The sequence below is a fragment of the Deinococcus terrestris genome, assembly GCF_009377345.1.
In the GTDB taxonomy this organism is placed as follows: Bacteria; Deinococcota; Deinococci; order Deinococcales; family Deinococcaceae; genus Deinococcus; species Deinococcus terrestris.
The window spans coordinates 1-13,425 of sequence record NZ_WBSL01000024.1; the positions used below are offsets into that span (position 1 = coordinate 1).

A 13,425-nucleotide genomic window follows, 5' to 3' on the forward strand; every position below is an offset into this window, starting at 1 on the left:
CCGATTCCGTGACTGGTACAACCAGGTCAGGCTCCATTCAGCTTTGGGCTACGCCTGCCCCTGGGCTAAGCTGCTGGAGACGGCGAAGTCTCGCAATGCCGCTTGAAGGTTTTTCTGGAGCAGTACCCACCGCCAAACCCTCAGCACGGTACAGGCGGTAGACCCGCTTGTGGTTGAACGCCTGCCCTTCGCGCCCCAACAGAATGTGAAGCCGACGGTACCCGAAGCGAGGACGCTGCTCGGCGAGGTCACGCAGCCGCCCGACCAGGGCCTCGTCTTGTTCCCTTTTTGGGCTGTGGTGCCGCCCTCGTCGAACCCCAGAAGCCCAACACCTGGCAAACTCGTCGTTCGCTCAGACCGAAGTGGTCCCGGACGTGTCCCACCAGACGCCGTTTAAGCGGTGTCTGAGTCTGCGGGATCGCCTCGGGGTTCACCACATTTTTCCGACCACCTCCTTCAGCACCAGATTGTCCAGTGATAGGTCCGCCACCAGTTTCTTCAGGCGGCGGTTTTCTTCTTCCAACAGACGAAACCGTTTGGTTTCGTCCTTGGTCATCCCGCCATACCTGGCCTTCCAACGGTGGATCGTCGTCACTGCGACCCCCTGGCTTCGCGCGACCTCAGCGACCGGCTGCCTCGCCTCGACTTGGCCGAGGATGGCTAGAATCTGCTGCTCGGTGTATCGCTTCCCCTTCATGCCACCTCCTTGTTGCCATTCTCGTTGCAACTGGAGTGGACCGAGATTCGGGGGTCACGTCATTGCCCCTGAACTGGAAGGTGCTGCCGCATGGTGGCAGCAGTGAAATGCGGGCGCGCATGTTCCTGCCCGGCGCTGGGCCCTCTTGATCGCGGATCGGGAGTTTGCCGGGGAGGAGTAGTTCTCTTTCCTGCGTGATCAAGGGATTAAGCGGTGCATCCGGATTCGGGAGAACACCCGGCTGGACGATCTTCCTGCTCGCAACGCCTTTCAAGATCTGAAGCCGGGATAGATGCGTGCCGTCTTCGAGAACGTCATGGTCTATGGGAGTCCGATGCAGGTCGTCGCCACGCTCTCCCCGCAGGGAGAGTGCGTCCTGATCGCTTCGAATCTTTCTCTGGACGACATCCTCACGACCTATCGCCAGCGGTGGGTCATCGAATGTACGTTCACAACCTGTCAGGCACTGAGGTGCTGAGGGTCAGCTGTGATGAGGATCTCGGGTTTTGGCGGCTGGTTCATCAAGAGGACCAATCAGCCGCAACCTTAGCCCTACTCCCGGCGCGATTTGGCGCAAGTACCCCAGCAGCGTGGCAATCAGGATCACGAGTGCCAACATTTCCAGCAACTCTTCAAGGGCTATCAACAGGAGGAGCACCAGTCCAGAAGATGGAGTTGAATTCTCCGAATTGACCACTAGCAACGAGTCAATCTTGGCTTCAACCAGCTCCAAACCTAGTGCGCCGGTCACATACAGGACACCTGCAAAGATCAGAGCGTTCCGAGTACCTTGAGGTAAATAGCGCAGGAAACGAATCAGCAGCAGAGACACGACAAGTGCCAACAACCCATAGGGAATGATCCAAGCATAATAAAATATACCACTGAGGCCGAACAGGTCTCGAGTTCTGTTTACCTTATCATGAATAGCCAAATACTCATCTAACGCCAGAAAAAAGATCAATCTGCTCAATAGTGTCCATGTATGCGCAAAAGGATCCCCTTTTAATCGTGTAACCCGTCCAATCAGCCATAACAGCACAGCTCCTATGAAGAATAGAGATGCATTAAAAGCCGAAGCAACATTGTACTCACCGTTAAGATTGGTGCCCGCCGAGAACTGAGTACCGCGTAGGCTTGGCGAGAGCTGCCCAATTACACCAATTGAAACCATCAAGACAACGCAAGTAGCAAGAAAGTTTATAAAAGAGTGCTCCGATATTTTAACATCCACTGTTTCGTAAGTAGATGGACGTTCTTGGTGATCAAAAGCTTCGCGTTTTGGCCGAGTTGAGTCGTCCATTATACCCCACCAGATGAACCCTTACAAGCTCCCATCCACATCATGGTTTAAAAACGCATCCATCCAGAGCACTTGGTGAGGTAGCGCTGGTCACGTGATTTAGAAGCCGTTGGGAAGTTTGTATCACACTTCGCTGACGTAGGTTAAAGACCAGTTTTTCCAGTTCTATATTAGAATACTCCTAATGACTTTCTCTCCAGGTCCTTCCGGCTTGCGAGTCGCCCATGTAGGCGCTTTCGGGCATGCGGCAGTCAATGGCGTCAGTCAGGCAGTGGGAACCTATTTGCGAGCACTTCAGGCCCTAGGAGCCCAGGTTCAGCACTGGGACCTCACGGCGGACTATCGTGACATCGGGTATACCGACGCAGGATATCCGGTTTATCATCTGCCTATCTCGTCCCGCCTAGGGCGTAAAGTGCTGGGCCTTCCCCCCGTGACCCAGAGGTTCCTGCGTGAACATCTGGAAGATATTGACTTAGTCCATCTGCATCTAACTTTTACTGGAGAAAATCCTCATCTCATGAGGTTGTGCGCACGCGCCCATCGACCCTTCGTCCTGACGCCGCACGGGGGATATGACGCCGGACGCCTCGAGTCGCGTGCACTGCTCAAACGGGTTTGGTACCCGGTTTTCGAGCGTCCTATGCTTCGGCGGGCTGCGTTCTTACACGCTCTGCAACAGCAGGAAGCCACAGCATTACAGAGATTGGCTCATGAACAGCATATAGTGGTGCTGCCTAATCCTGTTCCCGTCATACAGGAGCCTGGTCCCTTTGCAGAACGTGACGTGCTGTTGTTCATCGGACGTTTCGATGTGGCGCAAAAGGGACTCGACCTGTTGGTCCGCGCCTATGCCCAAGCACGAGACGCTGGACTGCAGCTGCCGCTCCACCTTGTCGGACCGGACTTCAGGGGAGGACGCGATCATTTAGAAGCTTTGCTCGCAGAGAAGCACCTGACAGGTAAGGTCACCCTTCACGGGCCGGTGAACGCCGTGGGGCGACTAGCTTGGCTTGGGCGTGCCCGGGCCTTTGTGGCTCCCTCACGTCATGAGGGACTGCCCATGGCCCCGCTGGAGGCGTTGGCTGCTGGTGTCCCCCTTATTCTGACGCCCGGGACCCACTTGGATGGTTTGGTAGAGGCAGCTGGAGCAGGTTGGGCGGTCAAGGGGAACGAGTCGGCCTTGGCCGCAGCACTCCTGGCCGCCGAGGCCCTCCCGGCGGCAGAGTGGCAGCACCGGAGCGCGCGTGCGTGCGACTTGGTTGAACAAAGGTATTCGCCGGACGCCTTCGCATCTACGTTGCTTCGGGAATATCAGTACGCACTGGACCGGGTTCACGATCGCCGATCGAAGTAAAGCCTTCATGCGCAACATATCCTTCACGCCTCCGCGAGAGGCTCAGGCGCGGATCGGGAGTCGGCGGCGGAAGCTGACCGACATTTTTCCCAAGCGAGGGCACTGGCGATGGCGTCAGCCGTACTCAACTGAGGCACCCAACCGAGGCGCTCGGCGGCGAGCGCGATCTCGGCATAGGTTCCGGCTTGATCACCTGGGCGGCGGGGAGCCTCTTTTTGGGGTACAGTCTGGCCAGTCACAGCTTCAAAGCTGCGAATCAGTTCACGTACTGTGACGCCCTGACCCGTACCCAGGTTAATCGGCAAGAAGGTTTCTGCCCCGAGCGCCGCATCAAACCGTTCAACAGCAGCAACGTGCGCCTGGGCGAGATCCCATACATGAATGTAGTCACGCAGGCCAGTGCCGTCGCGAGTCGGATAATCCGTGCCAGTGATCTGCAAGTGAGCGGCTCTCCCACTCGCTGTGGCCAGCAGTTGACCCAAGATGTGGGAGGGATTCAGAGCCTGGGCGCCCGTGCGCAATCTCGGATCGGCGCCGATCGGATTGAAATATCTCAAAGCGAGCGCACGCAGTGCCGTAGCCTCCGTCAGGTTACGTAGCATCTGCTCGCCCATAAGTTTGGACCAACCATAAGGGCTTTCTGGACGCAGCGGCGTCTTCTCATTCACACCGCCACCGGGTGGCGCCTGATAGATACTGGCACTCGAACTAAAAATCACCCGCAGGCAGCCAGCCGTGATAAGCAGCTCAAAAAAGTGCAGGCTCTTCACCACATTCTCGCGGTAATATAAGCCTGGGTTGGACTGCGACTCGGCAACCACAGTACGCGCAGCGAAGTGGAGAGCGACGCCGACATCGGGATGCTCACGAAAGATCCGGCCCACGAGGGCAGAGTCTGAAATATCCCCCTGGTAGAAGACTCGGTCTACGACGAAGGAAGGATCACCCGTTACCAAGGAGTCGAGGATGACAGGCTGGTGACCGGCGTCAAGTAGGGCGGAACAAACGGTGCTTCCAATATACCCTGCCCCACCGCTCACAAGCACTTTCATTGACTGATTATGTGCTCCGCTTACCCTCACTTTCCTGAGTGGAAACCAGGGCATCCTCATGGAAGTTGGACATCCGTCCTGGCTGACGACGGAGGGTGCCGCTTTCCTGAATCTGCGCTGTCTCTGCTGTGCGCTTCAGACGATCGGCAACCGAGGCGAAGAGGAAGCCGAAAAACAGCGCTGCGCCAAACGCAATGATGGCGTCGCGTACCGGGTGCGGCGACACCGGATCGCGCGGCCGGGTGGCTGGCGTCAGGGAGGTGAGCGTACCGGTCACCGTCTCACTGAGCACCACGAGCTGGCTGATCTGTTGAGCGACGGCTTCACTATCGGCGGCCCGCGTGACTGCCGTGTCACTCTGGCCCGCGCGCGTCTGTGCCTCGGCAATCTGTCTTGACAGGGCGTTGCCGCGCGCCTCTAAGGTTTTGAGCGCCCGCAGAATATTTTGCCGGGCGCGCTGACGATCCCACTGCAGTAGACCTACCGCGTAAGCGTCAGCGACTTTTCGCGCGGTCTCGGGCTCGGCAGCCACGGCGCTGAGGATATAGACGCCAACCTGCTGCTGGTCCACATTGGCCTCAAGGGTCACAGTCTCATTGAAACGGTCAGGGGTTGTCAGAGCGGCAGCAATGGTTTCGAATTCCTCGGCACTCAGCTTGCCCCTGAGCCGTTGCAGCGCGAAGGCAGAGACTTGCGGGCTACGTAAGGCGCCGTCGAAAACCTGCGGCGGCACAGCGGGAGCACCGACGAGCGAGATGTTGACGTCCGCGTTGCTGCTGCCCGCAGGTAGGGCCCCGAGTGTCACGCTCGAACGGTACACCGGTGTCTGCGCCCTGGACACCAGAAAGGTCGCGGCCGCGAGCGCCAGTGCACAGAGGAGCACCAGCTTCCAGACCCGGCGCAGCACGCGGATCATCCGCTGAAGGTCAAGATCCTGCGCTTGAGATTGGTCCATAAAACTCCTGATCGGTGGGAAGAGTTGGGGACGGAACATCTGAAAGCAGAGGCTGGAGGAAACAAGAGAGAGGGACTGCGACCGGAAGCATACTCACCCGGTTGATCCCGCTTGGCAGCGGCTTACTGCACCTCGGCTTCATCAAAGCATCACGGTGGGGGCCGGGGGAGGGAAGCGCCCCCGGTACTTACCCCCGAGCCTGAGTTGCCCGCCGCACCGCCTTCAGGAAGTCACCGCGCTCAGCCGAGAGAATAGGCTCGGCGTAAGTTCGTGCTTCGGCGAAGTTACGCTGGCTGCCTGCAGTCAAGCGGACAGGATCGCGTGCCCAGGCGCCCCACACCTCCGCAAACTCTTCGGCGGACCCAGGAGTCACCAGAGCGTCTTCGGGCAGCAGCTCCGGAATTCCACTCACGCGTGAGCCTACCGCTGGCAGGCCCTGTGCCATTGCCTCGACGAGGGCTCGCGGAAGCCCCTCGGTGCGCGAAGGCATCACAAAGAGATCTGCCTGAGCGAGGTCGCGCCGCACTGCTTCGGGGGTAGGCCTCTGCCCCACGAAGGTGCAGGCATGTTCAACCCCGAGCTCCCGGGCGAGCGCCTCACATTCTGGGCGTTTTAACCCTTGGCCCACGATCCGGAGTGTGACGGGTAGACCCTGCGCCCGCAGTTGAGCAAGCGCCCTGATCGCGATATCTGGTCCCTTGTACCAGTGCTGCAGAGACCCGACCATCACGGCGCGTAATCCAGGACCGCTGTAGACCCGCGCAGAAGCATAGGCCTCAGGCGGCAACCTGACGTCGGAGACTCCAAAGACCGGCGTACCCGGACGTGACGGATAGGCCTCCTGGAGAGCGCGGCGCGTGACGTATAGGCTCGCGCTGGAAACGCGGCATTGCCAGCGCGTTTGAGATGCGTAGCCCCAACGAAAGAGCCGCCGCAGAGGGTGCTGCACGCCGCCACGACTGAAGACCTGCGCCGGGTCATTGATCACCTCAACGGCGAACGGTTGACGGCGCCAGCGCAGCAGGGGAGCGCTGAGGCTTGCCAGCGTGCCGGATACCCGGAGGATCACGGCCTCACCTGGCTCAAACGCCTGCATGAGCCGCGAAAGCAGCGGCAGGACACGGAGCACGAACGATTCCGGACCGTGGTAATCCGGCAGATGAAAGACCTTCACTCCAGGACCATCCACCCGGCGATACCCTGGTGGAAGGACGTTTACCAGACGCGAACGCCCTATGACCTGCACCTCCTCGAAGTGAGAGAGATAACGTTGCCACAACTCATAGGTTGAATGGCCATCGTCGTACGTTTCTCCGTTAGCCAGGTGAATGAACCGCTGCTCCTGCACAATACTTACCCGCATCGTTCCTCCATCAGGCTCTCTTTCCACTTCCACAAAACGGAACTGTTCGAGGATATAGACTCTTTATCCTCGCCAATCTTAATAACTATCACTCCAGGAACTGATGGACACGCCTGATCGGTCCAGCCTTATGCGCATCAGCTGACTCAAGCGTGGAAACACCCAGATTTTCTTACATTCAAGGATTCTGTCATGAGGTCAGTCGGTAGACAAGCGGTCACGGGTTCGGCCTGGGGGAAGTCTGCCCTCCTACACTGGGCTCCCCCATGAGCGTCACGGCTTCGGATCGGCGCAGGCTAAGCGCGATCAGCACCGCCAACAGTGGCAGAAAACCACTGAAAGCAGGATTGGGGTAGAACGTTTCCTGACTGAGCGTTGTCAGGGCCAGGCCTGCAAGCAGGTAGAGGGCGGGACAGCCGAAGGGGCTCCGCCAGAGGCCGCCAACCAACCGTACAAAGAGCAGGGTGTAGACGCTCAGACCGGCGAGACCAAGTTCAAAAAGGATCTGGAGGGCATTCATGTGGGCGTTCCCGCCCAACGCGATGGCACTGCCAAAGCCGCTCCCGATCAGTAACCGCAGGGGATCTCTGAGCAATGCGGCCGCAAAGGTCTGCCATATGGAATCGCGCCCCGAGAGGTTGTTTGGATCACTCGCCTCCACCAGGGTGGACTGCCGCTCAATAAGGGCCTGGAAGGAAGAATCGAGGTGAAGGATCGGCAGCAGCAGCCAGGCCGCTACGCTGGAGCATAAGAGCCACACGGCCGCTCGGATCGGCATCCGGCGGTACTCCAACGCGAGCGTCAGGAGAGCTCCGGCGAGGCCAGCCCGCGAACCGGTGAGGAAACAGGCAATGAGCATCAGACCGGCGAGCAGCGCCGAGGACCGCCCACGCAGCATGATGGTCAAGCTATAGAGCGTCACGAGTTGCGCGGCCACGAACCCATGGTTGTAACCGACCATGCCAAGTCCAGGGTCCTGATGCAGGTAATACGCCTCCCAAGGCCCGGAAGCGGGGCGTCCACGCGGGAGAAATTCTCCTAGGGCATTAGAAATCGCCGGTGAGAAGAAGCTCCAGATGATGGTACCGCTCATGATCAGCAACCCCGCAAGTGCCCAGTGACCCCACCGGGTGAGGCGCTGGGTGCTGATTGGGAGGCGTGAGATAGCTGCAAACAGCAACGTGATCTGGATAAGCTTGTAAACACCGAAGACGCCAAAACTGAGTTGGGCGGGCAAAGTGGGGTCACGGAAGACCACTAACAGGCCAAGAGCGAGGACTGACAACCCGGTACCGAGTACCAAGACGAATAAGACGCGGCGCTGCGCCTCAGTTTGAACTGGCGAACGGTAAAGCAAGCTCACGCTGATGATGAGCAGCAGCAGCAAGTCGGGGAGTGTCGGCCAAACGGCCCAGACCGGCCCGAACGCGACGAGCGGCAGGGCGAAACACTGGGCCAGCAGGTAAGGACCAACCAGGAGGGCCACGAGACGCTCCAGCCTTTGGGCGCCGTTCCGCGGGGTGCGTTCGTTCTGAAGCGAGACGGTGGGAGCGCTGGTCACGCGCGGTAGACCTTCAGCAGGCTCTGAATATTCGTCCGCACATCGAAAGCGCTGCCGTCGCCCGGCCTCCGTCCTGCCGCCAACGCCTGATTGAGAGCGTCTACCCACACGGAGAGGTCATCCGTGAGGAATGGAGTACGGTAGAAGGCTCCCGGCAGTCGACTGGCTGGCGTAAGCTGACCAGCGATGACACAAGGCAGGCCAACCACCTGCGCTTCTACGAGTGCCAAAGCCAACCCCTCATAGAGGGAGGGCAGGATAAAGACATCTGCCGCGTGGAGCAGTCGGGGTACGTCCGGCCGCGAGCCAAGAAGATGCACCCGTTCTGTCAGTCCCCGCTCCGCCCGGCGGCGCTCAATGTGCTTACGCTCAGGCCCCTCACCGGCGAGCAGAAGTTGGCCGCGGCCATGATGGGCCAGAAACGCCGCAAAGACATCAAGCAGAAAAAGATGATTTTTCGCCTTGTCCAAACGTCCCACACTCAGTAGCACCGGTTCGTCGGTGGGCAGTCCCAGTTCCCGCAAGGTCTCATCCCGAGCAGAAAGCGTACGTAGTGCGCTGAGATCCAGACCAAGGCGTTCAATGGTCACGCCGCGCCGCATCCAGCCGTCCCCGTAAAGGGCCGCGGCAGCTTCCGGACTGACCGCCATTTTACGGTTGGCACTGCGCAAGATCAGCTGGCGCGCTGCGGCATGGTAAACGTGACGGAGCCGTGAAGCTTGGCGGTCAAGCGAGCGGCTATCGATATGCGAAGTGATCGCCCGCACGGGAACTTCGGCCTGCCGCGCCGCAAGCAGTGGCCACCCGGAGAAGAAGTGGAGATGGCTGTGTACCGCGTCATACGGACCGTATGCGCGTAGCAGTCCGAGCAACTTGGAACGGTAAGATAAGGGGGAAGCGGGCGGGAGACGCAGCAGCCGTGCGCCCAGGCTGCGAATCTCCTCGTCATAGGCGGCGGGCTGCTCTGCAGTAGTGAGTAGATCAAGGGCAAGGACCCGTCGGTCAGCGTGGCGCAGCAGCGTCATCAGCCAGGACTCGACACCCCCCCGGTTCATGGGCCCCACGAGATGCAGCGCCCGCACAGGCCGGTCTGGGTCACGCGTCACACCCATGCTCATGTTTCAGACTGCTGATCCGCTGGGACGAAATCAACCCTCATGGCTTTCATGATAATGGCTGCACTGCCTACAAGTTGCGCGGTAAAAGCGCCGAGATTGGCATAGGCTGCCCCCATCAGACCATAGCGGGGGATCCACAGCTCACAAAGCGCGTAGAGGAGCAGGGTGACGCCAGCAAACAGGGGCAGTTGCTCCCCGAAGCGCCGCGCACCTGTCATGGCGAAGCCCAAAGCTGAGGCAACGTATCCAGCGGTTCCAGCCCCCAGCAACCATAGAAAGAGTGCATGGTGGGCAGCGTACTCCTCTCCAAAAAGCAGCCGCAGCGCCCAGGGGCCGATAGACCAGCCTGCGAGCAGGCTCAGGAGCCCGACGCCCAGCGACAGCAGCATAAACCGAGCGGTCAGTCCCAGGAAGCCTGCGCGGTCTCCTTGCGCGAAACGCAGGGCGAACTGGGTGGTCAACGCCGTTCCGACAGCGCCGATGACCACACCGCCAACGATGTACCCGTAACTCAGGGCCGAGTAAATGCCTTGGGCCTCGCTTCCAAGCTCATGCTCGACGGCAATGCGAGCGATGTTGGCGCTCAGGGACACCAAACCGGCCACGACACCGAGCGGCCACACCATTCGCACGAGCTGCTGTAGGTCGGGCCACCTCAACAGGCCTATGGGGGGTAGAAAGGGGCGTCCGCGGCGCAGGTCATATCCAAGAAGTGTCAACAAGTTGACCAGTGTCACCCCAGCGGCAGCCACCGCCAGGTCGCGGGTCAGGGCAAAAAGCCCCAGGGGGAGCGCAGTGTTCAGTAGGCCCCGAATCAGCACTCCCTGCGCGATCCAGTCGAGATGTCCGTGGCGCTGAAGCTGGGCATAAATGAGTTCGCTCAAGCCCTCGAACAGCTTGGCGACCGCCAACGCGAAGATCACCCACCATTCGCCTCTATTCCAGAAGACGGCAGCCACAAGTGTGAGGGCGGCTGCGAGCGAGAGTGCACGCAACGTCGCGTAGGTGCCGAAGCTAAATGCGTCCTTGACGTCCGTCACCATGACGTTGCGCAGTTGCAGGCCCAACCACAGAAAAATAGGCCCTGTTACCCCCAGTGCATAGGCATACTGACCAACGACTCGGGGACTCGACCAGTGGGCCAGCGCCGAGATCAACGCGAACTGTGCCAGGTTGGAAACCAATGAGGCTGCGAAGGTCCAACCCACATCGCTTCGCAGGCGCTGAGGCGCCGAGTCCGGCCACACTCTGTTTGTGTCTGCCATGCAAGTTCAGGGGCCAACCTAGCACGTCCAACGGGGGCGGCTGTAGTCACACTTCTCAGTCATAAAACTGTGAGGTCGGTGCGATAGATTGGGCGCATGAAGAGTTTGTAAAGCTCACTGAGCGCCGCTACGTCCCCTAAACCGACAAAGGCAAAGCCTCCGCGAGGAGGTGACGCAAAGCCACAGAACTCATCTCGATGAGTCCGCTGGGTTACCGAAAGTAGGAACTGTGAGAAACAACAAAATGTGTGCCCTCGCGCTGGCTCTGTTGCTCAGCGCCTGTTCTCAGACGCCGGTGGTGCGTCCTGACATGACTTCGACTCCTCCCACGTCGGGCACAGCCAACGATCCGGCGGAAGTGTCGGCCGAGGTGCTTGCCACTCCTGACGAGGTGAGCACCGTCCAAGACACGCTCGCCACCTATCAGACGCGTCCCCTGCGCCCCAGCCTGCTTAGCAACGCTGTCAGCATTGATCCGGGGGGCACGCTCAGCGTAGCCGGGGAGAGCATGTTCCCCATGGGCTTTTATCATGTGTCTTGGGCCGGCACAGCCACACGCCGCCTCAAAGACATGAATGACATCGCTGCAATGGGATTTAACAGCATGACAGTTGCCATGCTCGATGCTGTAGACGACATTGGCCCTATGCGTAAGCTTGTGCAAGCAGCTCATGCCAAAGGTATGAAGCTTATCATACAAGACGTGAACAGCCAATCTGTGGCAGCCCTCCGAAATGAACCTGGAATTCTGGGTTGGAAGGTCGCTGACGACTGCCAGATCAACTATACCCCGGAACAAGTTGCGGCACGTGCTCAAGTGATCAAACAACTCGACCCGACTCGGCTGACTTACGCGAGCCTTGGCGTCAGTTTCTCAGACCCACGCAGTGCGTACTTCGGTACAACGGACGCTACGGGCAACCAAATCTACCCAATTGGTGGTGGCGATGGCCTCAGTGCCGTCTACCGGGCCATGAAAATTACGGTCCGCGAAGCGCTGCAAAAGGGCGTTATGCCGATCGGCAACGTCCAGAGCTTCCGTTGGAGCGGCCAGCGGATGCCGACCAACGCTGAGGTGTACAACATGACCTCGCAAGCACTGGGTGCTGGGGTCAAGGGCATCATGTACTACACCTATCTTGACGACAGCAATGACTTGAGCCCCCAAACCAGCCTGCGCACTGAGCTGAAAAAGGTGGCGGGGGAAGTGAAGCAACTCACCCCCATCCTTTTACACGGGGAGCGCCGGGAACTTCTCCTCAGTGACACCATGCACGTGGTGCAGTGGACCTACGAAGGCAAACGTTACCTTCAGGTCATTAATGTCGCTTACAAATCGATCACGGCGCAATTTAAGCTGCCTGAACGGGGTAAAGCCGCCCTCCCAGTTTTCGCCAACCGTCCTACTGGGCTCAAGCTCCAGACCGACGGACTTACCGTCCGGGGCAATATGGGTGCTCTGGCCGTGCACTGGTACCAAGTTCAGTAAAAACACGTCGTTTAGGGCCAATGCCAGGAGGTTAAGCGGGGCTGGGTCTGGGCTTCTTCCGGTAATTGGACATTTTGACTTTCACGACGCGCGGCTGGTGTCTTCGTCGGCGTTCTGGGAGAAGAAGGAGTTCAAGGTCGGCGGTCAAGTGCTCCAGTTGCTGCGGGACGCGTCCCGCAGCAACGACCCAAGCCGAAAGCCAGAAGTTCCGCATCAACAACAAGGCCAGACGGTACGACACGCGCAGCGGACTGACATCCAGGCGCTGCGCGATCTTCACCATCTTTGAGCGGACCAAGTTGTACACAATCAGCAGCCCATACAGTTCTTGTTGTATGCGTTCGGGCGAACGGGATCGTAACGCCTCCTCACGTTCCAGGGTGTGCGTCTTCAGTTCGTCGAAGCCAAGTTCCACTTCCCAACGTTGGTGGTAGAGCTTCACCAGTTCACGTGCTGGGTATCGAAGAGGATCGAGCAAGGACGTGATCAGGTACTGCCTGGAGAATCCTGGGCGGCGGTAGAAGATCACCCGAACCCGCATGGTGGCAGGCAGACCCGGGTTGACCTTGCGGGCCGGAGGAGAGAAGTTCACATCCACTTCGAGGTCGCTGGCCCGGTGAGTGTGGACGACCTGCCACGTCAGGTTTTTCTTTCCTCGTAACAACCAGAATCGGCCGGGGTGTTGGCTGAACTCGAATAGGCGTCTCCAGCAGGCAAAACCACGATCCATGATCAGCAGACTCTGTTCCGGTAACACGGGGAACAGCTCGTCGGCCAGCGAGAGTTCACTCTGCTGATACGTGCCTAACCGTACCGCCCGGAGCAGATGGGAGCCGAGATGCATGAGGGCGACCAAACGGCACTGTGGATACGCACCCTCACCACGGGTACCGCTGGAAGGAGAACCGAAGAATCTTCGGTTCTCCGGTGAGTCAGGGACGGGAAAAATCGTGCCATCAAGGCCAAACAGTTGTAAGCCTCGCCAAACTTCCGCTGGGCTCCGTCGTACAGCTTCATGTTCTGCCAGCAGTTCAAACAACCGTTGCAGAGGAGCTACGCCAAGCCGGTCACGCGCTTCTGTGACCGAAGTCGACTTGATGCTCCCCGTATCCGGGAGCACGAGATGCAGGTGATCGCACGGTACTGCTCCAGGAAATCCTTCAAGCAGCGTTGCGAGACTTCGCCGCTTCCAGCAGCTTAGCCCAGGGGCAGGCGTACCCCAGAGCTGAGTGAAGCCGGACCTGGTTGTACCAGTCACGAAATTT

11 protein-coding genes, 2 pseudogenes and 1 riboswitch are annotated in these 13,425 nt (G+C 59.3%); of the genes and pseudogenes, 3 read left to right on the top strand and 10 right to left on the bottom strand.

Annotated elements, in window-relative coordinates; all coding sequences use genetic code 11:
• Positions 1–37: 37 nt before the first annotated feature.
• Positions 38–271 (bottom strand): annotated as a pseudogene (locus tag F8S09_RS18380) (IS3 family transposase); the annotation flags it as partial.
• A 159-nt stretch (positions 272–430) separates the two neighbouring features.
• Positions 431–697 carry a transposase gene (locus tag F8S09_RS17100; RefSeq protein WP_152872649.1) on the bottom strand — a complete coding sequence of 89 codons (267 nt, stop codon included), beginning with the start codon at positions 695–697 and terminating at the stop codon, positions 431–433.
• A 50-nt stretch (positions 698–747) separates the two neighbouring features.
• Here F8S09_RS17100 and F8S09_RS17105 point away from each other — a divergent pair.
• Positions 748–1,151 (top strand): annotated as a pseudogene (locus tag F8S09_RS17105) (transposase); the annotation flags it as partial.
• Between the two features lie 27 nt (positions 1,152–1,178).
• Here the strand turns inward: F8S09_RS17105 and F8S09_RS17110 are convergent.
• Positions 1,179–2,000, bottom strand: coding sequence for a hypothetical protein (locus F8S09_RS17110; RefSeq protein WP_152872650.1), 822 nt, complete (start codon positions 1,998–2,000; stop codon positions 1,179–1,181).
• A 184-nt stretch (positions 2,001–2,184) separates the two neighbouring features.
• Here F8S09_RS17110 and F8S09_RS18385 point away from each other — a divergent pair, with 184 nt between their 5' ends.
• Entirely contained in the window at positions 2,185–3,357 is a 1,173-nt protein-coding gene (locus F8S09_RS18385; RefSeq protein WP_152872651.1) for a glycosyltransferase, read from the top strand.
• 23 nt (positions 3,358–3,380) lie between these two features.
• Here the strand turns inward: F8S09_RS18385 and galE are convergent, their stop codons facing one another.
• The 6 genes from galE to F8S09_RS17145 form a co-directional block, all read right to left on the bottom strand.
• Positions 3,381–4,409 carry a UDP-glucose 4-epimerase GalE gene (galE, locus tag F8S09_RS17120; protein WP_152872652.1) on the bottom strand — a complete coding sequence of 343 codons (1,029 nt, stop codon included), beginning with the start codon at positions 4,407–4,409 and terminating at the stop codon, positions 3,381–3,383.
• 7 nt (positions 4,410–4,416) lie between these two features.
• Positions 4,417–5,364, bottom strand: coding sequence for a Wzz/FepE/Etk N-terminal domain-containing protein (locus F8S09_RS17125; protein WP_194165421.1), 948 nt, complete (start codon positions 5,362–5,364; stop codon positions 4,417–4,419).
• A 187-nt stretch (positions 5,365–5,551) separates the two neighbouring features.
• Complete coding sequence (locus tag F8S09_RS17130) at positions 5,552–6,727, bottom strand: glycosyltransferase (protein WP_152872654.1); 1,176 nt, start codon at positions 6,725–6,727, stop codon at positions 5,552–5,554.
• 217 nt (positions 6,728–6,944) lie between these two features.
• The gene (locus F8S09_RS17135; RefSeq protein ID WP_152872655.1) at positions 6,945–8,213 is read right to left on the bottom strand and encodes an O-antigen ligase family protein; all 1,269 of its coding nucleotides are present in this window, start codon (positions 8,211–8,213) and stop codon (positions 6,945–6,947) included.
• A gap of 71 nt (positions 8,214–8,284) precedes the next feature.
• Positions 8,285–9,406, bottom strand: a complete 1,122-nt coding sequence (locus tag F8S09_RS17140) for a glycosyltransferase (RefSeq protein ID WP_152872656.1) — start codon at positions 9,404–9,406, stop codon at positions 8,285–8,287.
• The gene (locus F8S09_RS17145) at positions 9,403–10,614 is read right to left on the bottom strand and encodes a lipopolysaccharide biosynthesis protein (RefSeq protein WP_152872657.1); all 1,212 of its coding nucleotides are present in this window, start codon (positions 10,612–10,614) and stop codon (positions 9,403–9,405) included. The genes F8S09_RS17140 and F8S09_RS17145 overlap by 4 nt, the downstream gene beginning before the upstream one ends.
• Before the next feature lie 196 nt (positions 10,615–10,810).
• A riboswitch (cyclic di-GMP riboswitch) is annotated at positions 10,811–10,890 on the top strand.
• Positions 10,891–10,900: 10 nt separating this feature from the next.
• On the opposite strand from F8S09_RS17145, the gene F8S09_RS17150 reads away from it, so the two are divergent.
• Positions 10,901–12,160, top strand: a complete 1,260-nt coding sequence (locus tag F8S09_RS17150) for a hypothetical protein (protein WP_152872658.1) — start codon at positions 10,901–10,903, stop codon at positions 12,158–12,160.
• A gap of 31 nt (positions 12,161–12,191) precedes the next feature.
• Here F8S09_RS17150 and F8S09_RS17155 read toward each other — a convergent pair.
• Positions 12,192–13,425 (bottom strand): IS4 family transposase (locus F8S09_RS17155; RefSeq protein ID WP_152872659.1); only part of this gene is annotated, 1,234 nt, incomplete at its 5' end.